Origin of the sequence: Aeromonas simiae, assembly GCF_000820125.1 — a bacterium.
GTDB classification, from domain to species: domain Bacteria; phylum Pseudomonadota; class Gammaproteobacteria; order Enterobacterales; family Aeromonadaceae; genus Aeromonas; species Aeromonas simiae.
On the sequence record NZ_CDBY01000085.1, the window covers coordinates 51,661 to 72,864 of the forward strand.

The 21,204-nt window shown below is 58.3% G+C and carries 19 protein-coding genes, 4 tRNA genes and 2 pseudogenes; 13 read left to right on the top strand and 12 right to left on the bottom strand.

What is annotated here, in order from left to right; translation table 11 throughout:
• Window positions 1-27: 27 nt before the first annotated feature.
• On the bottom strand, window positions 28-393 hold the full coding sequence (locus tag BN1134_RS17315; RefSeq protein WP_042048728.1) for a DUF1622 domain-containing protein: 366 nt from the start codon (window positions 391-393) through the stop codon (window positions 28-30).
• A 309-nt stretch (window positions 394-702) separates the two neighbouring features.
• On the opposite strand from BN1134_RS17315, the gene BN1134_RS17320 reads away from it, so the two are divergent.
• Genes BN1134_RS17320 through mdtD form a run of 3 tightly spaced genes read left to right on the top strand, consistent with a single transcriptional unit; the run spans window position 703 to window position 4,637 of the window.
• Window positions 703-2,106 carry a D-arabinono-1,4-lactone oxidase gene (locus BN1134_RS17320; protein WP_042048729.1) on the top strand — a complete coding sequence of 468 codons (1,404 nt, stop codon included), beginning with the start codon at window positions 703-705 and terminating at the stop codon, window positions 2,104-2,106.
• A gap of 2 nt (window positions 2,107-2,108) precedes the next feature.
• The gene (locus BN1134_RS17325; protein WP_042048755.1) at window positions 2,109-3,230 is read left to right on the top strand and encodes a CobW family GTP-binding protein; all 1,122 of its coding nucleotides are present in this window, start codon (window positions 2,109-2,111) and stop codon (window positions 3,228-3,230) included.
• 15 nt (window positions 3,231-3,245) lie between these two features.
• Window positions 3,246-4,637, top strand: a complete 1,392-nt coding sequence (mdtD, locus tag BN1134_RS17330; protein WP_042048730.1) for a multidrug transporter subunit MdtD — start codon at window positions 3,246-3,248, stop codon at window positions 4,635-4,637.
• A 64-nt stretch (window positions 4,638-4,701) separates the two neighbouring features.
• Here mdtD and folK read toward each other — a convergent pair whose 3' ends face one another.
• Complete coding sequence (gene folK / locus BN1134_RS17335) at window positions 4,702-5,193, bottom strand: 2-amino-4-hydroxy-6-hydroxymethyldihydropteridine diphosphokinase (RefSeq protein WP_042048732.1); 492 nt, start codon at window positions 5,191-5,193, stop codon at window positions 4,702-4,704.
• Window positions 5,193-5,564: a dihydroneopterin aldolase gene (folB, locus tag BN1134_RS17340; RefSeq protein ID WP_042048733.1), complete on the bottom strand. Its 372-nt coding sequence runs from the start codon at window positions 5,562-5,564 to the stop codon at window positions 5,193-5,195. Before folB ends, folK begins: the two co-directional genes overlap by 1 nt.
• Before the next feature lie 148 nt (window positions 5,565-5,712).
• Between folB and plsY the strand changes: the two genes are divergently transcribed.
• The 8 genes from plsY (at window position 5,713) to BN1134_RS17380 (ending at window position 9,214) form a co-directional block, all read left to right on the top strand.
• Complete coding sequence (gene plsY, locus BN1134_RS17345; protein WP_084214860.1) at window positions 5,713-6,324, top strand: glycerol-3-phosphate 1-O-acyltransferase PlsY; 612 nt, start codon at window positions 5,713-5,715, stop codon at window positions 6,322-6,324.
• Window positions 6,325-6,432: 108 nt separating this feature from the next.
• Window positions 6,433-6,508, top strand: a tRNA-Phe gene (locus tag BN1134_RS17350).
• Window positions 6,509-6,560: 52 nt separating this feature from the next.
• Window positions 6,561-6,636 (top strand) — tRNA-Thr (locus BN1134_RS17355).
• Window positions 6,637-6,639: 3 nt separating this feature from the next.
• A tRNA-Phe gene (locus tag BN1134_RS17360) sits at window positions 6,640-6,715 on the top strand.
• Between the two features lie 8 nt (window positions 6,716-6,723).
• Window positions 6,724-6,799: transfer RNA gene (locus BN1134_RS17365), tRNA-Asn, on the top strand.
• Between the two features lie 263 nt (window positions 6,800-7,062).
• Window positions 7,063-7,353 (top strand): fimbrial protein, encoded by a 291-nt coding sequence (locus tag BN1134_RS17370; protein ID WP_156991855.1) that lies wholly within the window; start codon window positions 7,063-7,065, stop codon window positions 7,351-7,353.
• Window positions 7,354-7,536: 183 nt separating this feature from the next.
• Window positions 7,537-8,706, top strand: coding sequence for a CD0519/CD1768 family membrane protein (locus BN1134_RS17375; protein WP_042048735.1), 1,170 nt, complete (start codon window positions 7,537-7,539; stop codon window positions 8,704-8,706).
• A 172-nt stretch (window positions 8,707-8,878) separates the two neighbouring features.
• Entirely contained in the window at window positions 8,879-9,214 is a 336-nt protein-coding gene (locus BN1134_RS17380) for a YegP family protein (protein ID WP_042048757.1), read from the top strand.
• 522 nt (window positions 9,215-9,736) lie between these two features.
• On the opposite strand, the gene BN1134_RS17385 is transcribed toward BN1134_RS17380, so the two are convergent.
• The gene (locus BN1134_RS17385; RefSeq protein WP_052449530.1) at window positions 9,737-10,855 is read right to left on the bottom strand and encodes a PD-(D/E)XK nuclease family protein; all 1,119 of its coding nucleotides are present in this window, start codon (window positions 10,853-10,855) and stop codon (window positions 9,737-9,739) included.
• A 76-nt stretch (window positions 10,856-10,931) separates the two neighbouring features.
• Window positions 10,932-11,720, bottom strand: a complete 789-nt coding sequence (locus tag BN1134_RS17390) for an NYN domain-containing protein (protein ID WP_042048736.1) — start codon at window positions 11,718-11,720, stop codon at window positions 10,932-10,934.
• A 408-nt stretch (window positions 11,721-12,128) separates the two neighbouring features.
• On the opposite strand from BN1134_RS17390, the pseudogene BN1134_RS19470 reads away from it, so the two are divergent.
• Both BN1134_RS19470 and BN1134_RS17410 read left to right on the top strand, forming a co-directional pair.
• Window positions 12,129-13,273: pseudogene (locus BN1134_RS19470) on the top strand (IS3 family transposase); the annotation flags it as partial.
• 25 nt (window positions 13,274-13,298) lie between these two features.
• Window positions 13,299-14,123: pseudogene (locus BN1134_RS17410) on the top strand (CD0519/CD1768 family membrane protein); the annotation flags it as partial.
• Between the two features lie 266 nt (window positions 14,124-14,389).
• Here the strand turns inward: BN1134_RS17410 and BN1134_RS17415 are convergent.
• The 7 genes from BN1134_RS17415 to BN1134_RS17445 all read right to left on the bottom strand — a co-directional run bounded on the left by BN1134_RS17415 (window position 14,390) and on the right by BN1134_RS17445 (window position 21,199).
• The gene (locus tag BN1134_RS17415) at window positions 14,390-14,638 is read right to left on the bottom strand and encodes a GlsB/YeaQ/YmgE family stress response membrane protein (protein ID WP_042048740.1); all 249 of its coding nucleotides are present in this window, start codon (window positions 14,636-14,638) and stop codon (window positions 14,390-14,392) included.
• 173 nt (window positions 14,639-14,811) lie between these two features.
• Window positions 14,812-15,168, bottom strand: coding sequence for a fumarate reductase subunit FrdD (gene frdD, locus BN1134_RS17420; protein ID WP_042048741.1), 357 nt, complete (start codon window positions 15,166-15,168; stop codon window positions 14,812-14,814).
• Window positions 15,169-15,179: 11 nt separating this feature from the next.
• Entirely contained in the window at window positions 15,180-15,578 is a 399-nt protein-coding gene (locus tag BN1134_RS17425; protein WP_042048742.1) for a fumarate reductase subunit C, read from the bottom strand.
• Between the two features lie 4 nt (window positions 15,579-15,582).
• Complete coding sequence (locus BN1134_RS17430; protein WP_042048743.1) at window positions 15,583-16,317, bottom strand: succinate dehydrogenase/fumarate reductase iron-sulfur subunit; 735 nt, start codon at window positions 16,315-16,317, stop codon at window positions 15,583-15,585.
• Complete coding sequence (gene frdA, locus BN1134_RS17435; protein WP_042048744.1) at window positions 16,310-18,091, bottom strand: fumarate reductase (quinol) flavoprotein subunit; 1,782 nt, start codon at window positions 18,089-18,091, stop codon at window positions 16,310-16,312. The genes BN1134_RS17430 and frdA overlap by 8 nt, the downstream gene beginning before the upstream one ends.
• Before the next feature lie 428 nt (window positions 18,092-18,519).
• Window positions 18,520-20,397 carry a methyl-accepting chemotaxis protein gene (locus BN1134_RS17440; protein ID WP_042048745.1) on the bottom strand — a complete coding sequence of 626 codons (1,878 nt, stop codon included), beginning with the start codon at window positions 20,395-20,397 and terminating at the stop codon, window positions 18,520-18,522.
• 100 nt (window positions 20,398-20,497) lie between these two features.
• A complete protein-coding gene (locus BN1134_RS17445; protein WP_042048746.1) occupies window positions 20,498-21,199 on the bottom strand; it encodes a glycerophosphodiester phosphodiesterase in 702 nt (233 codons plus the stop codon).
• Window positions 21,200-21,204 lie beyond the last annotated feature (5 nt).

Consider the following 21,204-nt stretch of genomic DNA (forward strand, 5'->3'; position numbering starts at 1 on the left):
GCAACCCTGTCAGGCCCTGGCGAGTGATCAGGACCCTGGGAGCGGCTGCTCGCGCTGCCCTTCCAGCTCCTTGGCCAGAAAGTAGTTGAGGAAGGTGCGGATGATGGCGATCACCGCCAGCCGGATCAGCTCCTCCTGGCTGGGCGCTATGGTGGTGGCCAGGATGTCGGCGGCCAGCTGGAACTCGAGCGCCAGGATGAGCCAGCTGCCAAAGCAGAGGCGGATGCGGGAAAAACCGGGCGAGGTGTCCCGCTCGCGCAGCACCAGCCGGGCGGTCTGGATCACCCCGACGGCGACGCAGGCAACCGAGATGAGTTCGAGGACAAATTGCAGCAGCTCCACGCCGTGCAGCATGGCCTGTTTCCATTGGGCGATATCCAGCCATTCGAGCATAAGCTTCTCCTTAATATGGGGCATAGAGTTATTAACACATTGATTTGTAAAGGCCAAGTGACGCGTCAGCGCACACCGAGGTGGCGAGGGGGCCTATGCAGGGCTCTTTTGGGTTAACCCTGCCGATGACGCGGTGCCACGCCGTGGGGGCGCGGCCTGCGCCCGTCACGACCTCGTTCGTGCGGCAGGGGCCCAGGCCCGCTTGCACAGGATGCGGATAAGTATGCTCTGATAAGGTGGTTTTACATGCCGCAGTGGGGGCTTTCCGGTAGAATCGACCTCCGGTTTTGACTCTGGCGAGGAGAGGGGATGACGGTCCACTTCCAGGCATTTCACAGTATCAAGGCGCTGGGCGAGAGCCAGGTGCTGCTCAACTGGTCCGGCACCAATCCGCTGGCCCGCCTCGAACAGGTGTTCCGGCCCCGCAGCGAGCATGAATTGCAGCAGCTGTTGCAGCAAGAGCCCGGACGTCGGCTGCGCCTCATCGGCTCTTCCCTCTCCTACGAACCCATTCACAGCGTCTACCAAGACCCCGCCGCCTTGCTGGTGGACTTGTGCCACCTCACCGGCCGGGTCGCCTGCGACGGGCAGAGCGTGACCTACCGCGCCGGCACCCAGGTCGACACCCTCTATGCCGATCTGGTCGCCATGGGGCGGATGCTGCCGGCGTCGCCCGGCGTCATCGGCATTCAGACCCTGGGCGGGGCGCTCAGCACCGGCACCCATGGCCAGGGACTGGGGCAATCCTCCCTGTGCGAGGCGGTGCTGGGGCTGCGGGTGATGCTGGCCAGCGGCGAGGTGATCGGGCTGGAGCGCGACGATCCCCGCTTCGGCGCCTTCGTGATGGGGCTGGGCTGCCTTGGCATCCTGCTCGAGGTGCGCCTTGCCACCGTGCCCAACCGCATCATGCGCTGCACCAAGTTCACTACCGACTACGCCTGGCTGCGCGAGCACAACGAGCGGGTCAACCGCGAGCACGCCTTCGTCAAGAGCTGGTGGTTCGCCTGGACCGGCGAGTGTCACCTGTGGGTGGTCGACCCTGCCTCTCAGGAGGAGACAGCGCGCTATCATGCCAACGGTGACGCCGTGCTCGAGCTCTCGGCCGAGCGCGACGAGCGGATGAACGCCACCATAGAGCACACCCTCAGCAAGATGGCCCGCGACACCAAGGACGAGCAGCAGGCCGGCGAGCACTTCGAGACGGTGCGCCGCTTCAAGGACGCCTCGGATCTGGTGGGCAATGTCTACCAGATCCTCTGCAAGGGGATCCCCGCCCCCCAGATCAACTGCGAGGTGGCGGTGCCGCTGGAGCGGATGAACGAGGCGCTGGCCCTGCTCGAGCAGTGGCAGCAGGCCAACCCCGGTGTGCTGCACTATCCCTTCATTCTGCGCTGCTGCGGCCCCTCCACGGCCTGGCTGAGCCCGGCCCATGGCCGCGCCGTCTGCTGGATCGGCTTTTTGGTCTATCTGGCGGCGGACGGCTCGTTTGTCGGCGGCTCCCTCGAGCAGATGCGCGAGTTGCAGCGCCTGCTCGCCCCGCTCGGCGGCCTGCCCCATTTTGGCAAGCACCTGGCGACCGATCTGTATGACTTCCCGCGTCAGCTGCCGCGCTGGCACGACTTCCTGGCCTTGCGCCGCGCGCTTGATCCCCATGGGCGCTTCCTAAATCGCTGGACCCGCGACCTGTTCCAACTGGGCGAGGAGACCCCCTGATGCTGACCGATCAGAACGACCCGCGTATTCCCGTGACCCTGCTGACCGGTTTTCTCGGCAGCGGCAAGACCACCCTGCTCAACCACTGGGTGAAGCAGCCGGAGCTGGGCGAGTGCGCCGTGCTCATCAACGAGTTCGGCTCGGTGGGGCTGGATCACCACCTGGTGCAGCAGATCGACGAGCAGGTGGTGCTGCTCGACTCGGGCTGCATCTGCTGCTCGGTGCAGGGCTCGCTGGTCGATGCCCTGCAAGGGCTCTTCATGAAGGCGGTGCAAAAGAAGATCAAACCCTTCAAGCGCCTCATCATCGAGACCACAGGGCTGGCCGACCCGGCGCCTGTGCTGTTCACCCTGCGCGAGGAGGGGTTCATCGCCCAGCGCTACCGCTTCGATGGCACCGTCACCGTGGTCGATGCCGGCCATATCGAGGCGCAGCTGGCGGCCCAGTATGAGGCGGTAAAACAGGTGGTGCTGGCCGATCTGCTGGTGGTGAGCAAGGGGGATCTGGTCGACGAGCCGACCTTGCAGGCGGTCGAGGCGCGGTTGCAAGGCCTCAATCCGGCGGCCCCGATCCGTCGGGTGGTCAACGGGGCGCTGCCGGCCAGCGAGCTGGAGAGCCTCGGCGCCTACAATGCCGAGGCCGGGCGCGATGTGCGCCAGCTGCTCGCCTGGCTGCGCAGCGAGGCCCCCCGGCAGGGGCTGGCCTCGCCGCTGCGTCCACAGCCGCACAAGACGCCGGTGGGGGCGGCCGGCGTTCCGGCCTTCCAACACGCCGATGTCGAGAGCTTCTCCCTGCGTCTCGGTGAGCCGCTCAAGGCGGGCCGGTTGCTGGCCGCCATCGACGCGGTGCAGGCGCGCTTCGGCGACGCCATGCTGCGCCTCAAGGGGATCTTGCAGCTGGAGGGGGAGAGCCAGCCTGTGGTGATCCACGGGGTACACGGCCAGCTCTATCCGTTGCAGACGCTGGGGGATTGGCCGGAAGGGCGGGCCCAGTCGCGGCTGGTGTTTATCGTGCGTGGCAGCGATCGCGCGGCCATTGAAACCCTGTTCTTGCAGACCCTTTCATCCCCCGAGCCCACGTTGGAAGAGCGGCTGCGGGCTACGCTGGGTCATCCCGACATGTAAATTCAGGAGGTGTCCATGCTGACTCCTTTCGAGCGCAAGCTTTTGCCCTGGCTGGCTGCCGTGGGTTTTTTCATGCAGGCACTGGACGCCACCATTCTCAACACCGCCCTGCCGGCGATGGCGGCCTCGCTCGGCGAGAGCCCGCTGCGCATGCAGTCGGTGATCATCGCCTACGTGCTGACGGTGGCGCTGCTCATTCCGGCGTCGGGCTGGCTGGCCGATCGCTTTGGCACCCGCCGCATCTATCTGCTGGCGATCCTGTTGTTCACCCTGGGCTCGCTGGCGTGTGCCGCAGCACCGAGCCTGCCGCTGCTGGTGACGGCCCGGGTGCTGCAAGGGATCGGCGGTGCCTTGCTGGTGCCGGTTGGCCGGCTCGCCGTGCTGCGCATCTTTCAGGGGCGCGAGCTGCTGCGCGCCATGTCATTTGTCACCATACCGGGGCTGGTGGGGCCGCTCATCGGCCCGGCCCTCGGTGGTTGGCTGGTGGAAGTGGCCTCCTGGCACTGGGTGTTTCTCATCAACCTGCCGGTGGGACTGCTGGGGCTGCTGGTGTGCGGGCGCTTCATGCCGGATCTCTACCAGCCGACCAGCGGTTTTGACTGGAAGGGATTTGCCCTGTTCAGCCTGGGGTTGGTGCTGGCCTCCCTCGGTTTGCAAGGGATGGGGGAGCGCAGCTTCTCGGTCGGTATCTCGCTGCTGATGTTGCTGGCGGGGCTGGCGGCCATGGCCGGCTACTGGCTCTATGCGGCGCGCGCCACCCGGCCGCTCTTCTCCCTCTCGCTGTTTCACTCCTCCACCTTTGCCATCGGCATCCTCGGCAACCTGTTTGCCCGCCTCGGCAGCGGGGCCATGCCGTTTCTCACCCCCCTGTTTCTGCAACTGGGGCTGGGGTTTTCACCGAGCGTGGCGGGCATGACCATGATCCCCACCGTGCTCGGAGCCATGTTGACCAAGACGCTGGTCAACCGGTTGATCCCCATGCTCGGTTATCGTCGCATCCTGATCGGCAATACCCTGCTGTTGGGGGGGATGATGAGCGGTTTTGCCTTCATCGATGCTGGGCTGCCCTATTGGGCTCTGCTCTGCTGGTTGGGGCTGTTCGGCGCGTTCAACTCGTTGCAGTTCTCGGCGATGAACACCCTGACCCTCAAGGATCTGGGGCCGGAGCAGGCCAGTGGCGGCAACAGCCTGCTCTCGGTGGTGATGCAACTGGCCATGAGCATGGGGATCGCCATCGCAGCCAGCCTGCTCAATCTGTTCCATGGCGAGCAGGAGACCTGGTTGCCGACCTTCCACATCACCTATGTGGCGGTGGGGGTGATGTCGATGCTGGCCGCCCTGATCTTCGCCCAGCTGGGTCAGGAGGAGTGTGAGCCGACCCCGCGTCGCGATGCGTCAGCGCCGTAGTGGCGGCGTTGCGGCACGCGCGCTCAGCAATAAAAACGGGAGGCTTAGCCTCCCGTTTTGCCGATCAGGGTTGCCAGTTGAACACAATGGGGCAGAGCTGCTGCGCCCCTTTGTCGTAGGCGGCCCACAGCTCGGCATAGGTGCGGCCATCGAGGGGGTGGCGCAGATCGGGGGCCAGCTCGGCCAGGGGCCAGAGCACGAAGGCGTTGGTGAGGATCTCGCCGCGTGGCAGGCTGACCGGCTGCTCGCAGACGGTGTCGTCATAGAGCAGCAGGTCGAGATCCAGGGTGCGCGGGGCGAACTTCTTGGCATCCAGTGCGCGGCCGTGGGCAAATTCCAGCTCGCGCAGGGCCTGGGCCAGTTGGCCGAGGGGGAGCTCGGTTTCGGCAGCCGCGACCAGGTTGTAGAAGGGGCGGCCGATGAAGCCGACCGCCTCGCTTTCAAACACCCGGGAGACGGTGAGGTTGCCAAACAGGCGATAGAGGCTGTCCAGCCCGGCACGGATATGGTGGTCGCGCTCGACATTGGAGCCGAGGCTGATGTAGATGCGGGCCATTACTGCTGGGCCGGGTTCGGTGTGCGGTGGCGCAGGATCTCGACGCCGACGCCGGCCGAGTTGGGCACGGCGCCCGGTTTGGTCAGGGTCACCTTGACCCACTGTACCCGCGTATCGCTCAGGGCCAGGGTGGCGACCTGTTCGGCCATAGTCTCGACCAGCTCGACGACCGTGTTGCTCACGTGCTGGGCGATCTTCTCGGAGAGGGTGGCATAATCCAGTGCCAGATGAATGTCATCGGTAGCGGCCGCGGGGCGGTTGTCGAAACCGAGTTCCAGATCCAGCAGCAGCTTGCGGCGGATCCCCTTTTCCCACTCGTACACCCCAATGGTGGACAAAACCTCCAAACCGCGAATAAACACCTTGTCCATAGCACTACTTCTTCTTTAATCTTGACGTATTGTTGCGAGCAACGGGATGCAGGCACTGGCAGACCTTCTGCCGGAGGCGATAACGGCGTGAGCCGCACCGCAAACGCCCGCATCATACTCCATTCATGGCACGGTAAGAACGACCAAGATGACCGCCCTCACCTTTTTGATGATTGTTCTGGCTTATCTGGGAGGTTCCCTCTCCAGCGCCGTACTGATCTCCAGGGCGGCGGGGTTGCCGGATCCGCGCGAGTTCGGCTCCCACAATCCGGGGGCCACCAATGTGATGCGCCTGGGTGGCAAAGGTGCCGCCGCCGCCGTGTTGATCCTCGATATCCTCAAAGGCTTGATCCCGGTCTACCTGGCCTGGTTTTTTGACATCAAGCCGGTGTTTCTCGGTTTTATCGGCGTCGCTGCCTGCCTGGGCCACATGTACCCGGTTTTCTTCCGTTTCCGGGGGGGCAAGGGGGTGGCCACCGCTCTTGGCACCATGCTCCCCATCGGCTTCACCATGGGCGGGCTGGTGATGGTCACCTGGTTTGTGGTGCTGCTGGTGAGCGGCTACTCCTCGCTGGCCTCTATCATCACCGTGCTGCTGACCCCTGTTTTTACCTACCTGCTCAAGCCCGAATATACCCTGCCGGTGTCGCTGCTCTCCTGCCTCATCCTGATCCGTCACCATGAGAACATGGCGCGCCTGATGCGCGGTGAAGAGCCCAAGGTGTGGCGCTGTAAGCGTGAGACAGAGCCGGAAGAGTAAAGCTTGAGTTAGCAAAACGCTGCCCGGTGGATAAAAAAAAGACGAACGAGATGAAAACTGAATTTTCCCGTTGACCCGCCGAGTCAAAATCCGTTTAATAGCGCCCACGCCCAGATAGCTCAGTCGGTAGAGCAGGGGATTGAAAATCCCCGTGTCGGCGGTTCGATTCCGTCTCTGGGCACCACATTTTGGTGCCATGAAATAAAAATTTGTTCATGCACAATGGTTTGAAGTGTGCCGGCTTAGCTCAGTAGGTAGAGCAACTGACTTGTAATCAGTAGGTCACCAGTTCGATTCCGGTAGCCGGCACCATTTGCCCAGATAGCTCAGTCGGTAGAGCAGGGGATTGAAAATCCCCGTGTCGGCGGTTCGATTCCGTCTCTGGGCACCACTTACAATTCCTCCGTAGTTCAGTCGGTAGAACGGCGGACTGTTAATCCGTATGTCACTGGTTCGAGTCCAGTCGGAGGAGCCATCTTCAATAAGCCCGGTCGTAAGACCGGGCTTATTTTTTTGTCTGAAAAATAGAAATTAGCCTTCATTTTAACCACTTACCGTCGATATAAGGCTTGGGTTCAGTGACTCTCACTTAAGCTGGAATCAAGTAGTGAGCAGTAGACCCGGCCCCTCTGAAGCGCAGAGGAAAGGAATGACACACAGGAGTGGCATACCGCGCCGGTTCGCCAGTGAAAGGAAGTCATGGCAACCATTTTGGTGTGTCAAGATGGAGGTGGTTATATGAAACGTGTCGTTGTATTTCTCGTCGGACTGAGTGGATTATGTGGTTCTGTTGTGGCGGCGGATGGGGGGGAGATCCACTTTCGTGGCGCCATCATCGAGGCGCCCTGTGCGGTGCAGCATGATGAAACGTCGCTCTCCATGCTTTGCTGGCGCGATCATGAGCTACAGCCGCGCAGCATAGCGTGGCGTCAGCTGGAGCGCGGTGATAACACCCTGTGGCAGGCTCAGATTAAGACCGAGACGCTGGCACAGGCTAATGTGAAGCGGGTGACGATCACCTATCCCTGAGACGCTCTTCGCGGTGGGATCTAGGCTGACCACAATTCTATGGCTGTCGCCAGCCTGTTATAATCCGCCCCCTTTGCTACGTGCGAGCGGGCGGAATAAGTTGTGGTGATGGCGGCCCCAGGTCGTATTTAATACCGCATTATCTGTTATATCCGGTCGTACTCCTCAGATGACAGGAATAACATGGATCATCAAACCCTTTCGCGCCGTCCCTCATTGGCCACTGTATTGCTCTGGTGTGAACCCTTGCTGATGTTGCTGGTTCTGGGTTCCCTGTTCGGGTACCTGGGCAGTCACATGGGGTTGTCGGCCATGGTCAATACCCTGTTCAATACCGCCCATCAGCTGCTGCTCAACACCGTGCTCTTCATCATGGGGATCACCGTGCTCTCCGGGGCGCTCAGCCAGCTGCTCAGCGAGTTTGGCGTCATCCGCCTGCTGGAGGTGCTGCTGGCGCCGCTGATGAGGCCGGTGTTTCGTCTGCCGGGCCGCACCGCGCTGGCCGCTCTCATGACCTTCTTCTCCGACAATCCGGCCGTCATCAGCCTGGCCAAAGACCACCGCTTTCGTCGCGGCTTCACTCCCTGGCAACTGGTATCGCTCACCAACTTCGGTACCGCGTTTGGCATGGGGCTCATCGTGGTCACCTTTATGGCGACCTTGCAGCTTGGCGATGGGGGCTCAACCGTCAAGGCGGCGCTGACCGGCCTGCTCGGGGCTCTGGTGGGCTCGGTCGTCTCCACCCGGTTGATGCAGCGGATGATCCGTCCCCTGGTCGGGGATACTCCTATCGATGAGGCACCGGTAACGCAAGAGGGGGCGGCGGGGCTCCAACATGAGCGCACCCCTGTCTGGCTGCGGGTACTCAACGCCCTGCTCGACGGCGGTAAGTCGGGGGTTGAGCTCGGCATGGCGGTGATCCCCGGTGTGCTCATCATCAGCACCTTCGTGATGCTGCTCACCTTCGGGCCGGGGGAGAAAGGCTACAGCGGTGAGGCGTTCCAGGGGGTGGCCCTGCTGCCGGCACTGGCTGCCAAGGTGGGAGGGCTGTTTGAGCTGTTGTTCGGCTTCACCCAGCCTGAGTTGGTCGCCTTTCCGGTTACCTCCCTCGGCGCGGTGGGGGCGGCCATGTCACTGGTGCCGCCCTTTATCGCCAAAGGGTGGATTGGTGGCAACGAGATTGCCGTCTTCACCGCCATGGGGATGTGCTGGAGCGGCTTTCTGAGCACTCACACCGCCATGCTCGATGCCCTCGGCTATCGCCACCTTACCTCCCGCGCCATCGTTGCCCACACCATCGGCGGCCTGTGCGCCGGTGTGGCCGCTCACCAACTCTATCTACTGCTGGGCTGAGTCGGGTTCAGACACGGAAACAAAAAGAGGCTCTTCGGAGCCTCTTTGCATTTCTCGTGGGGAGTAAGTTGGGTTGTGTGTTTTTTATTCAGTTTATGTGAGTGAGCCCCCGGTATTGAGAGCTGAAAAGAGATTAATCTGAGTGTTCCAAATGGTGACTGGAGGCATTTTCATGGGTTGGTATGAGTTAAAACTTTCTAGCAGTAAGCAACATTACTTTGTACTAAAAGCGGGAAACGGCGAGGTAATCCTGACTAGCGAGATGTACAACAGTCGTGCTTCAGCGGAGAACGGTATCGCATCGGTGCAGACCAATTCACCTGAACGAGCCAATTATGACCTGAAACCGGCTGTAAACGGGAAGTGGCACTTTAACCTGAAGGCCAAGAACCACCAGATCATTGGTGTGAGCCAGATGTACGCTAGCGAGTCATCAGCCGAGAACGGCATTGCCTCTGTGCAAACTAACGGCCCATCCAAGACAGTTAAGGATTTGACCCAGTCATAATTGGATTAATGTGAGATTCATATGCAGCTCTGTTAAGCCGAGAGCATGTATTTCCGAAAGGGGGCATAGTGCCCCCCTTCTACGTTTGTGGTTGCTGGTTTCTGTTCCATAACCTGGCCCGGTCTATATCTGGTCTGGGTGGTCAAGGTATGTATGTGGAGCACTTCGTCACAAAGATGAGTAGATAGGCGAGTGCGTCGTCAGGTCATTTCTCCGGTCGTCAGCTCCGGTCTTTGCCGCTGAGTGTATTGGCTATGGTAAGACCGGAGACAAGACCGGAGAGACGCAATCAGAGAGGATGGCGGGCAAGAATGAGAACGGGTGACAACCCTGATGCCAAAAGTCACCGAAGCAGAGTTGACCGGATATGTTCAGCGTGAGTCTGGGGGATATCCGGTCTGTACGGCAATTAGAAGTCTAAGATGCCGCTTGATGGCTTGAGTTTAAGCCAAACACAAAGCAGTTGATCGGGTTCATCAAGCGGCGCAGGATTTTAGCACGCTGAAAGGAGGGCAGTGAAAATCACTTCTGTAAAATTTTGCTCATCCATACCGCGAGAGTTTCGAGTGAGGCTAAAACACTCGTTTTATCGATGTGACAAGCGATATAGTTGATTTCCAGCGTGTTTTTTGTGTTTTTTACTTCACTATCAGCATTCATCATATCTTCCAGTTCTGGATAGCGTTTACCCTGCGTTATTGATGTATGTAATTCAGCGGTCAAAGGGTAATCACTTTTACATATCCAAGCATTTATATAATAGGACAAACCATTCCCAACAATCGATGGGTAATATACAAAGCTAACTCCGCTGTCTCCCCATATCGAAGGCGCTAGATGAATCGCTTTATAATTACATTCCCAATTGTTCGTTGAAATGGAAATGTTGTTATCTGATATGGTGTTGCTTAGCACCGATTTCACATCATTTATTGTTTGTTTCTTAAATAGAGCGAGAACCTCCTCAGCCTTCACTAATGCATGAAAGTTCTCTTCAACGAACTGAATATCATTTTTCTTCATAACAGTCTCTTCAACCAAACCGCTTAATGATGACAAGTGCTCTAAAAATTCACGGTAGAACACAGTCCATTTGCTAAACTCATCCTTTAATATCTCAAGGCCAAAGTTCTCCAGAGCCGACTGTACCAACTTAGAGTAGGTAATCGTTTCCCAGCCTTCGATACCTGCCGCCTTATTTGAGTCGGGCTTTAATATGCAACGATAAACTATTTGATTGTTGTCAACTTGTTGGTCTAAATAGTCATTGTAATCAGAGAATGGATTATACGTATCAGCAAATACTTTGTTTTCTATGCCGATTATAAAATCATCATGCTTGATAAATATATCCAAGCGAGATTTCTGGCTTGTGTTAGCCTCTCTGTAAACGACAGAGGATGATAAATCAATGCAATCAATATCATGCCCAAGAATCTTGAGGAGGGATGTTAACAACCAGGGTTTGGTATAGTTATCCTTGCCCATAAATAGTGCCATTAGGTCACTGGTTGGGTTTTCAAGGTAGCCAGCGCCACTCGCAGCAAAGAAATTAGGTACGGTTGTCTCTTCGGGTTGAAATCCTAATAAATACTCTATGAGATATCTTCCAATAGCTTCACTTAATAATTTATCGTCCATAAAAGCTTATCCTAGTAATATTTATACGTATTTATACACCTGAGCAAACGAGCACCAGCACTCAACTCCAAACTATTCATTCACGCTTTTTAGGATTTTTTGGCCGGTAAGCGATGATGTTAACCCGTCCTTTACCTTTAAACTTCGCAAGATCAAATAGGCCCGTTTTTTCTATTAGCTCTGGTAATTTTGTCACCCCATAAGTTCTGGAGTCATAGTCAGGTTTTATTCTTTTCAAAAGATTCCCTACACCAGCAATGTTGGCCCAATCGCTGTCATTATTTTCAAACTCCACGAGACCTGAAGTTAACTCATCATCTTTAAACTGTTGCCAGCCAGAAAATAAAATATCTATGATTTCTTGCGGAATAACGCCAGTTGATTTTCTGACTGCATCATTGGATGGTGATGAAATGGCCGTGTCACCGAGGTTCTCAGTAAGAATGAAATTGTCACATGAATTTCTAAAGGCTATCGGGGTTTTGTTTTCTCCAACACCAAAAACATACATTTCTGCTTCTCTCAAGCGAGAGGCTAGCTTGGTGAAATCACTGTCCGAGGAGATTATAACAAACGCATCGTAGCGGTTTGTATATAGCAAGTCCATTGCATCTATTATCAGCGATGCATCAGTTGAATTTTTCCCAGTTGTGTACGCGAACTGTTGTATTGGCTGGATTGCCAATTCGTTTAGCGTCGTTTTCCAGTTTTTAAGATGTTCGCTAGACCAATCACCATAGGCTCGCTTTGTGATAATATGCCCATGAGTTGATATCTCGTTGAGAATGAATTTTATTTTCGAGTATTGCGCATTATCTGCATCAATCAGAACTACAATTTTCTTATGCTCATTTAAATCTAGCATCCATATCCTCCCTCGCCATCCTTGATATACATATGATTAACCATGGCATGGTGCGTGAAATATATATAATGCGCAACCGCTTACATCACATTTTGAAACATATATTAAAACCATGTTCATCCAGAACATCAGGCCCTGAGCTAACCACTCAGGGCCTTTTTCATATCCACGATTCAAAGGACAGAGCATGTTTATCCACCAAATTTTGCGTAAACAAGTAGCCGCGATCAGCATCAAGCCCATGAGAGACGGCAGTATAGATTTCACGGTAAAGGGCAGCACCAAGGGAGCAATTAAGGGGGCTATCACTGGAGCTGGCGTCGGTGCCAGAGGCGGTATCCCAGGTGAATCGCCCCTACTTTCCTAGACACCCCAAGAGCCTCAAACTGAGGTCATTCAGGAGGTGTTATGAGCAAGCAGCAACGTTACACGGAAGAATTCAAACTGGCCGCCGTCAAGCAGGTGACTGAGCGCCATTACCCAGTGGCAGAGGTCGCTGAACGACTTGGTGTTTCCAGCCACAGTCTTTATGTCTGGATCAAACGCTACAACCAACCCGAAGCGCAGCAACAGCATGACTCCAGCCAGCAAGCCGAAATTCGGCGCCTCAAGGCTGAACTGCGCCGCGTCACCGATGAGCGAGATATCTTAAAAAAGGCCGCCGCGTACTTTGCCAAGCTGTCAGGGTAAGGTACGCCTTCATCCGGGAGCACGCGTCCACACATCCCATCCGCCGACTGTGTCGGATGATGAATGTCCACCCGAGCGGTTATTACTCCTGGCTGCACCAGCCTTTATCTACCCGAGCTCTGGAAGACCAACGACTCCTAGGCCAGATCAAGCAATGTTGGCTAGAAAGCGGCGGCGTCTATGGTTATCGCAAGATCCGGGACGACCTGCGAGAGATGGGCGAGACCTGCGGGAAACACCGGGTGGCGCGATTAATGCGTCATGAAGGTTTACGTTCACAAACCGGTTATCGCCGCCGTCCCGGTCATTATGGTGGCCGGCCAACGGTGGTTGCACCGAATTATCTTGAGCGCCAGTTCGATGTGACTGAGCCAAACAAGGTCTGGGTAACGGATATCACTTATATCCGAACCCATGAAGGCTGGCTCTATCTGGCCGCGGTATTGGATTTGTTTTCACGACAAGTCATTGGGTGGTCAATGGGGTCACGGATCGACCGAGAGTTGGCCATCAGCGCGTTACTGATGGCGGTGTGGCGACGGCAACCCGAGCAGGAAGTGCTGGTTCATTCTGATCAAGGGAGCCAGTTTAGCAGTCATGACTGGCTGGATTTTTTGCGGGAGCACCAGCTCAAGGCCAGCATGAGCAGACGTGGCAATTGTCATGATAACGCGGTGGCGGAGAGTTTCTTCCAGCTCCTCAAACGCGAGCGGATCCGACGTAAAACCTATGCGGATCGCGAGGAGGCCCGGCAGGATGTGTTCGATTACATTGAAATGTTTTACAACCCCAAGCGTCGGCACAGTTTCAACAATGGGTTATCACCAGTAGAGTGTGAAAAGCAATATTTCGAACGGCTCAAAGTGTCTAAAGAAGCCGGGGCGATTCAATCCGGCCGTTATCAGCCTGGCCAAAGACCACCGCTTTCGTCGCGGCTTCACTCCCTGGCAACTGGTATCGCTCACCAACTTCGGTACTGCGTTTGGCATGGGGCTCATCGTGGTCACCTTTATGGCGACCTTGCAGCTTGGCGATGGGGGCTCAACCGTCAAGGCGGCGCTGACCGGCCTGCTCGGGGCTCTGGTGGGCTCGGTCGTCTCCACCCGGTTAATGCAGCGGATGATCCGTCCCCTGGTCGGGGATACTCCCATCGATGAGGCACCGGCAACGCAAGAGGGGGCGGCGGGGCTCCAACATGAGCGTCCCCCTATCTGGCTGCGGGTACTCAACGCCCTGCTCGATGGGGGCAAGTCGGGGGCTGAGCTCGGCATGGCGGTGATCCCTGGTGTGCTCATCATCAGCACCTTCGTGATGCTGCTCACCTTCGGGCCGGGGGAGAAAGGCTACAGCGGTGAGGCGTTCCAGGGGGTGGCCCTGCTGCCGGCACTGGCTGCCAAGGTGGGAGGGCTGTTTGAGCTGTTGTTCGGCTTCACCCAGCCTGAGTTGGTCGCCTTTCCGGTCACCTCCCTCGGCGCGGTGGGGGCGGCCATGTCATTGGTGCCGCCCTTTATCGCCAAGGGGTGGATTGGTGGCAACGAGATTGCCGTCTTCACCGCCATGGGGATGTGCTGGAGCGGCTTTCTGAGCACTCACACCGCCATGCTCGATGCCCTCGGCTATCGCCACCTTACCTCCCGCGCCATCGTCGCCCACACCATGGGCGGCCTGTGCGCCGGGGTGGCGGCGCACCAGCTCTATCTGCTGCTGGGCTGAGCGCCTACCCGTCATGAGCATCCCGCCGCGGGTCTGATGCTGAAGCCTGTTCGCGGCAGAGCCGGTGTTCTATCCACCCTCTTCTGGCAAGCTTGCTCCGCCCGGCATGAGGACGAAAAAAGCCCCGCAGAGGCGGGGCACGATAAATCTAAATCAATGTTGACCAATGGTGAAAGTGATTGGCGTGACGTCGAGGTGAGCCACGCCGGGAAGCATAAGGGGTTGTCACTCCCCTGTATGTCGTCCGTTTCTGAACTTGTTTCTGTTTAGCTGCGGATGCGGCGATAGATGAACAGGAGCAGCAAGGCGCCGGCAATGGAGATAAGCAGACTGGCCACGTTGAAGCCGTTGACGCTGCCAAGCCCCAGGCTGGTGCTGATGAAGCCGCCGACCAGGGCGCCGGCGATGCCGAGAACGACGGTCATGATGAAGCCGCCCCCATCGCGGCCCGGCATGATCCACTTGGCCAGGATGCCGACGATAAGGCCAAGAACAATCCAGGAAAGGATACCCATGTCTATTCTCCTCTATTAATGACCGGGTCATTGTAGACCCATTGTTCGCAACGCATGGGGGCGAATGGCCGGTGCGGGTCAGAAGCTGTCCGAGCCGCATCCCCCCTGAGGGGCGGCGCAGTCTAAAGATAAAAAAACCGGGCCCATGGCCCGGTTTTTTTATTATCGACGACTTACTGGAACAGCAGCACCATCAGCAGCCCCACCGTGATGGCGGACACCAGGAAGGCGAAGCCATAGAACACGTAGTGGTGCAGCTTGGTGGTGTGGATCCCCAGGTCATGCAGGCCGTGGTAGATCCGGTGCATGCCGTGCCAGATCGGCAGGGCGATGATCACCAGGATGATGGCGGCGCCCCACCAGGAGCTGGCGAACTCGAGCACACGCTCGTAGCTCATGGCTTCCACGTCCATGATGCCAAGCGGCACCAGCAGGCCGGTGATGAGGACGATGATCGGCAGCAGCATGGCAACCACCATACCGCCCGCACCAAACAGACCCCAGTAGATAGGTTCATCGGAACGTCTCATGGTCTCTCTCCTCATGCCACGATGATCAGAACAAGCGCGGATACCACCGCCAGAGCCACGTACTGGACCAGCACGATGGGCTTCTCGGGGATCAGTTGATCACCCTTGAAGATCCGCATCGCCTTGGGGGCCAGTGCGAACCAGGTCTTGGCGTGGAACAGGCAGGCGGCCAGTGCGATCACGTGGAACAGGATGGCCAGCGGGTTTTGCAGCGACTCGAGCCAGGCGTTGAAGGCATCGGGCCCCTGCACCAGGCGCAGCAGCCCCCACATCAGCACAACGGCATAGATGGAGACGAACAGGCTGGTACCCTCACGGATCATGTAACCGGTGTAGAAGGCGTTCTTCAACCACCAGTCCTTTTTCATCTCGCGGACGTAAGGCTTACGTTTGCTGTTTTCGTTGTTCATGGTCTCACTCCGGCTTGAACATGGCGATCATGTAGTCCTTGGCGCTCTCGACCTTGCCGAGCTGGATCGCAGCGGCGGGATCGACGCCCTTCGGGCACACGTCAGAGCAGTAACCGACGAAGGTGCAGCTCCACACGCCAGAGTCGGCGTTGACGATCTTCATGCGCTCGGCGGCCGCGCCATCACGGCTGTCGGCGTTGTAGCGATAGAGCAGCGCCAGGGCGGCCGGGCCGGTGAACTGCTTGTTCAGGCCATACTGCGGGCAGGCGGCGTAGCACAGGCCACAGTTGATGCACATGGAGAACTGACGATACTTCTCCAGCTCGGCCGGGGTCTGCAGGTACTCACCGTCGCACAGGCTCTTCTCTTCCTTCGGAATGATGTAGGGCTTGATGCTCTCGAGCTTCTCGATGAAGTCGGACATGTCCACCACCAGATCACGCTCGATCGGGAAGTTGTTGAGCGGCTCGATACGCATCTTGCCCGGGGTGTAGTCGCGCAGGAAGGTCTTGCAGCCGAGCTTGGGCACGCCGTTGACCATCATGCCGCAGGAGCCGCAGATCGCCATCCGGCAGGACCAGCGGAAGCTTAAGGTGGAGTCCAGGTGGTCCTTGATGTAGTTCAGGGCTTCCAGCAGGGACATCTCTTTGGCGAACGGCACCTGGAAGGTCTGGAACCAGGGCTCGTTGTCCTGCTCGGGACGATAGCGCAGGATCTCAATTTCCATCATCTCAGCCATTCTTCTTGGCCTCCTGTTGTTCTGCTTCGGCACCGTAGACACGCTTGGCCGGCTGGGATTTGGTGATCTTCACGTCGGAGTACTCCAGGTTCGGGGCCCCTTCGGGGTTGTAGAACGCCAGGGTGTGCTTGAGGAAGTTCACGTCATCACGCTCTTCGTAGCCGTCCAGACGCTGGTGGGAGCCGCGAGACTCCTTACGGTTGATGGCGGAGTGAGCCATGGATTCAGCCACGTCCAGCAGGTAGCCCAGTTCGATGGCGTACAGCAGGTCGGTGTTGAAGACCGACGACTTGTCGTTGATCTTCACCTTCTTGTAGCGCTGCTTGAGCTCGGCAATCTTGTCGATGGTCTCTTGCATCAGCTCGGCGGTGCGGTAGATACCAACACCGGCTTCCATGGTGCGGCCCAGATCGTTGCGGATATCGGCCGGGTTCTCGGTGCCATCGTTATCCATCAGGGCGAGATGCTGGTCGATCAGCGCCTTGGCCTTGGCGGCGAGGGCGTCGGTGTTGCCGTGCTGGGTCTCGAGGGCGTGCTTGGCGGCGGACTCACCGGCTACCTTGCCGAACACCACGATCTCGGAGAGGGAGTTGGAGCCCAGGCGGTTGGCACCGTGTAGGCCGACCGAGGCACACTCGCCGACGGCGAACAGGCCCGGCAGACGGGTGGCGCACTGGCCGTTGGTCTCGATACCGCCCATGGTGTAGTGCACGGTCGGACGAACCGGGATCGGCTCCTTGACCGGGTCCACACCCACGTAAGCCTTGGCCAGCTCGCAGATGAACGGCAGGCGCTCTTTCAGGTACTTCTCGCCGAGGTGGCGCAGATCGAGGTGCACGTAGTCGCCCATCGGGGACTCGAACACGCGGCCTTTCTGCTGCTCTTGCCAGAAGGCCTGGGAGAGGCGGTCACGGGGACCCAGCTCCATGTACTTATTCTTCGGCTCGCCGACCGGGGTTTCCGGGCCGAGGCCGTACTCTTGCAGATAGCGGTAGCCATCCTTGTTGACCAGGATGCCGCCTTCACCACGGCAGCCTTCGGTCATCAGGATGCCACTGCCCGGCAGGCCGGTCGGGTGATACTGGACGAACTCCATATCACGCAGGGGAACGCCATGGCGATAGGCCAGGGCCATACCGTCGCCGGTGACGATGCCACCGTTGGTATTGAAGCGATAGACGCGACCGGCACCGCCGGTGGCGAAGATGACCGACTTGGCCTGAATGAAGCGGGTGATGCCGTTTTGGATGTCAAACACCACCACGCCCTGTACGCGACCCTCTTCAACGACCAGATCGAGGCAGAAGTGCTCGTCGAAGCGCTGGATGCTCGGATACTTGATGGAGGTCTGGAACAGGGTGTGCAGGATGTGGAAACCGGATTTGTCAGCCGCGAACCAGGTACGCGGGATCTTCATGCCACCGAAACGGCGGACGTTGGCCTTGCCATCGGGCTTACGGCTCCAGGGGCAACCCCAGTGCTCCAGCTGAACCATCTCTTCGGTGGCGTGCTCGACGAAGTAATCGACCACGTCCTGCTCGCACAGCCAGTCACCGCCGGAGACGGTGTCGTTGAAGTGGTTCTCGAGGGAGTCGTCATCACGCACTACACCAGCTGCACCGCCTTCGGCGGCGACGGTGTGGCTGCGCATCGGATAGACCTTGGAGATCAGGGCAATCTTCAGATCGGGGTGGGCTTCCGCCACGGCAATCGCGGCACGAAGGCCACCACCACCAGCACCGATGATGGCAACATCGGTCTTGATAATATCCACATCTGCCTCCTTTGGGATAGGTTTGCTGGGCACGATTTTGCTCTACGAAAAAAATTCAGGCTTGATGCAAGTCAAACAGGTCTGTTTTAACACGTCGGCTTGGTGAATTTATTCACACTCCCCTACATCCCTGGGAAAAAGCACTGTTCCCCTACCTTCCAAAAGAGGACTGTCCGCTGCGTCATCGTTGTTCTCAATAAGGGCCGCATGATACGCGCATATCAATGATTAAAATGAGAAACACCTCTCTTTTTAGGTAAATAAACCTGTATTTTTTAAGGTTTTTATTGAGATAGTTGAGGGTTTGGCTCGTTATCGTCAGAGAGGGCTCCCCACATCCTTGCTGTATTTATGCACAAATGTGATTTGGTATGCATACGTTAGCATAAAAAGAGGGGCCGTTCGGCCCCCTCTTGGATGGTGATGGATCAGATCCGGAACATCCCGACCTGTCCGTTGAGTTCGCCCGATATGTTCTTGAGCTGGTTGGCGATGTTACGGCTGCTGTTGGCCTCTCCGGCCAGCTCATCCGAGACGTCCTTGACGGCCTGGATGTTGCGGCTCACCTCGTCGGTGACGGCGCGTTGCTCCTCGGCGGCGCTGGAGATCTGGGTGGCCATGTCGGAGATCTGGCCGATGGAGCCGGCGATCTGCTCAAGCGCCGTGGTGGCGCTGCTGGCGTCGTCCACGCTGTTTTGGGCCAGCTGCTGGCTCTCGTGCATGGTGGTGACGGCCCCCTGGGTATTGCGTTGCAGGGTCTCGATCATGCTGCGGATCTCCACGGTGGAGCTGTGGGTGCGCTGGGAGAGCACCCGCACCTCATCTGCCACGACGGCAAAGCCGCGCCCCTGTTCGCCGGCACGTGCGGCCTCGATGGCGGCGTTGAGGGCCAGCAGGTTGGTTTGCTCGGCAATCCCCTGGATGGTGGAGAGGATGGTGTTGATCTCTTGCGCGTTCTTCTCGAGCTCCTGGATGATGCTGGAGGCATGCTCGACCTGGGAGGCCAGCTCGGTGATGGAGCGCTGGTTGCGGGCTATGACCTGCTTGCCCTGCTCACAGCTGCCGGCGGAGGCACGGGCCGCCTCGGCGGTCTGCTCGGCGTTGCTGGCGACTTCGACCGCGGTGGCCGACATCTCGTGCACGGCGGTGGCGATCTGAGAGATCTCGCCCTGCTGACGGGAGAGGCCCTGGTTGGTCTTCTCCGCCATCTGATAGGAGGAGGTGGCCTGCTGGTTGAGCTCGACCGACGAATCGGAGATATCCTTGACCATCTCGTGGATCCGGGTGATGAAGGCATTGACGTGGTGGGCGACCGTGCCGACCTCATCGTCCCGTTCAATCTTGATGCGGCGGGTGAGGTCCCCATTGCCGCGAGAGAGGTCGGCAATGGCGTCACCCAGCGTCTTGAGCGGGGCCAGCGAGCCGCTGATGGCGAGGAAGGAGATACCGGCGACGATCAGTATGGTGAGCAGTCCCTGCCAGATGGCCGAAGTGACCATGCGGCTGACGGTCTGATAGGCTACCTCCTGATCGATGACGATGCCGTAATACCAGTTGGTATTGGGGATCTGGGTCAGATCGAAGACGCTCATCTTGCCGCCGACCACCATCTCAGAAATGGTTCTGTCGCTGCCGATCTCCTTGATCTTGGCCGGGGTCAGGTCGGGGGAGATCTCGGTGGTCTGCTTCATCGCCAGATTTTTGTCCGGATGGGCGATGATGGTGCCGCTGCTGTCGACCAGGATGGCGTAGGTCCCTTCCATGTCCATGGCCAGGATATCGCGGATCAGCGCGTCGATGGCTATGTCACCGGCGATGACCCCTTTCGTCTCTCCCTGGGTGAAGGGTTCGGCGATGGTGATCACCAAGTTGCCGCTGGCGGCATCGGCGTAGGGGGCGGTGATCACCAGCTTACCGGCGGCCATGGCGTCCTTGTACCAGGGGCGTTGGCGCGGATCATAACCGGCGGGCAAACTGGTCTGATGGCTCTGGATCATCTTGCCATCCGAGGTGCCGGCGTAGACTAAGTCAAAATTACCTGCCTGCTCATCCATGGAGAAGTAGCTGACGGGATTGTCGTCTTGAGCGAAGGCGTGTTTGGCGGCCTGAATGATGCCGATGCGGGCATCCAGCCAGCGTGAGATCCCCTGAACGTTGGAGACGGAGGCGATATCAACGGAATTCCAGATAAGCTTGCGGGTCTCTTCGCGCAGTTGCGAGGTGTTGTACCAGACCTGCAAGCCGGTGATGACCAGTATGATGAGGCCGATGGCAAGCACCAGCTTGTTCTTGATCGACAGATTCATGATGTACTTCCTTATACGAGTCCTACAGCGAGAGTTGTGTGTTGTGACTTCTGGTTATCGGCCACAGTCCCGCGAACCTGACGGTACATGGCTGATTAAGCTATAGCTCAATTTCATCCTTGCCTGAGCGGCGCTGCTCCGGATGATTGGTGAAGATCCCATCCACCCCCATCGCTTCAAGCCACGCCCACTCTTCAATCTCGTCAACCGTATAGACCAGCACCTTGAGCCCCCGGCTATGGGCGTCCTGCACCAGTACCGGGGTGGTGAAGTCCACATCGCAGTTGAGCGACCAGCACCCCATCTCGGCGGCGAAGCGCGCCAGATGGCGTGGTTGCCCGGCAATTAACGCGCCGAGGCGGATATCAGGGCGTTCATGCTGAAAGGCGAGCAGCTCCTTGTGGTCGAACGAAGAGATGAGCCACTGCTCGGGTCGAAAGCCCAGCTCGGCTTCGGCACGCCGGGTCAGGGCGGCCACCGGGGCGGCAGTGTGCAGCCCCTTGAGTTCGATGTGCAGCTCGCACTGGCCGGCAACCAGCTGTAGCACCTGCCACAGGGTCGGGATGCGCTCCCCCTCGCCGGCATCTAGGCTGGCCAGGTATTCCCGCGATTGGCGCGTCAGCACGCCGCGCCCATTGCTGCAACGCTCGAGACGGCGATCGTGGAACACCCACAGCTCGCCGTCGGCCCACTGCACGTCGAGCTCGATGGCGCTCACCCTCAGTTCGAGTGCGAGGGCGAAGGCCTTGAGGGTATTTTCCGGTGCCAGTCCGCTGGCGCCACGGTGGGCAATCAGTTGCATAGAGG

Excerpts from the sequence above, each read along its gene's own strand:
- BN1134_RS17315 (WP_042048728.1), bottom strand. The coding sequence starts at position 393 with ATGCTCGAATGGCTGGATATCGCCCAATGGAAACAGGCCATGCTGCAC.
- BN1134_RS17320 (WP_042048729.1), top strand. The coding sequence starts at position 703 with ATGACGGTCCACTTCCAGGCATTTCACAGTATCAAGGCGCTGGGCGAG.
- mdtD (WP_042048730.1), top strand. The coding sequence starts at position 3,246 with ATGCTGACTCCTTTCGAGCGCAAGCTTTTGCCCTGGCTGGCTGCCGTG.
- folK (WP_042048732.1), bottom strand. The coding sequence starts at position 5,193 with ATGGCCCGCATCTACATCAGCCTCGGCTCCAATGTCGAGCGCGACCAC.
- folB (WP_042048733.1), bottom strand. The coding sequence starts at position 5,564 with ATGGACAAGGTGTTTATTCGCGGTTTGGAGGTTTTGTCCACCATTGGG.
- plsY (WP_084214860.1), top strand. The coding sequence starts at position 5,713 with ATGACCGCCCTCACCTTTTTGATGATTGTTCTGGCTTATCTGGGAGGT.
- BN1134_RS17370 (WP_156991855.1), top strand. The coding sequence starts at position 7,063 with ATGAAACGTGTCGTTGTATTTCTCGTCGGACTGAGTGGATTATGTGGT.
- BN1134_RS17375 (WP_042048735.1), top strand. The coding sequence starts at position 7,537 with ATGGATCATCAAACCCTTTCGCGCCGTCCCTCATTGGCCACTGTATTG.
- BN1134_RS17380 (WP_042048757.1), top strand. The coding sequence starts at position 8,879 with ATGGGTTGGTATGAGTTAAAACTTTCTAGCAGTAAGCAACATTACTTT.
- BN1134_RS17385 (WP_052449530.1), bottom strand. The coding sequence starts at position 10,855 with ATGGACGATAAATTATTAAGTGAAGCTATTGGAAGATATCTCATAGAG.
- BN1134_RS17390 (WP_042048736.1), bottom strand. The coding sequence starts at position 11,720 with ATGCTAGATTTAAATGAGCATAAGAAAATTGTAGTTCTGATTGATGCA.
- BN1134_RS17415 (WP_042048740.1), bottom strand. The coding sequence starts at position 14,638 with ATGGGTATCCTTTCCTGGATTGTTCTTGGCCTTATCGTCGGCATCCTG.
- frdD (WP_042048741.1), bottom strand. The coding sequence starts at position 15,168 with ATGAGACGTTCCGATGAACCTATCTACTGGGGTCTGTTTGGTGCGGGC.
- BN1134_RS17425 (WP_042048742.1), bottom strand. The coding sequence starts at position 15,578 with ATGAACAACGAAAACAGCAAACGTAAGCCTTACGTCCGCGAGATGAAA.
- BN1134_RS17430 (WP_042048743.1), bottom strand. The coding sequence starts at position 16,317 with ATGGCTGAGATGATGGAAATTGAGATCCTGCGCTATCGTCCCGAGCAG.
- BN1134_RS17440 (WP_042048745.1), bottom strand. The coding sequence starts at position 20,397 with ATGAATCTGTCGATCAAGAACAAGCTGGTGCTTGCCATCGGCCTCATC.
- BN1134_RS17445 (WP_042048746.1), bottom strand. The coding sequence starts at position 21,199 with ATGCAACTGATTGCCCACCGTGGCGCCAGCGGACTGGCACCGGAAAAT.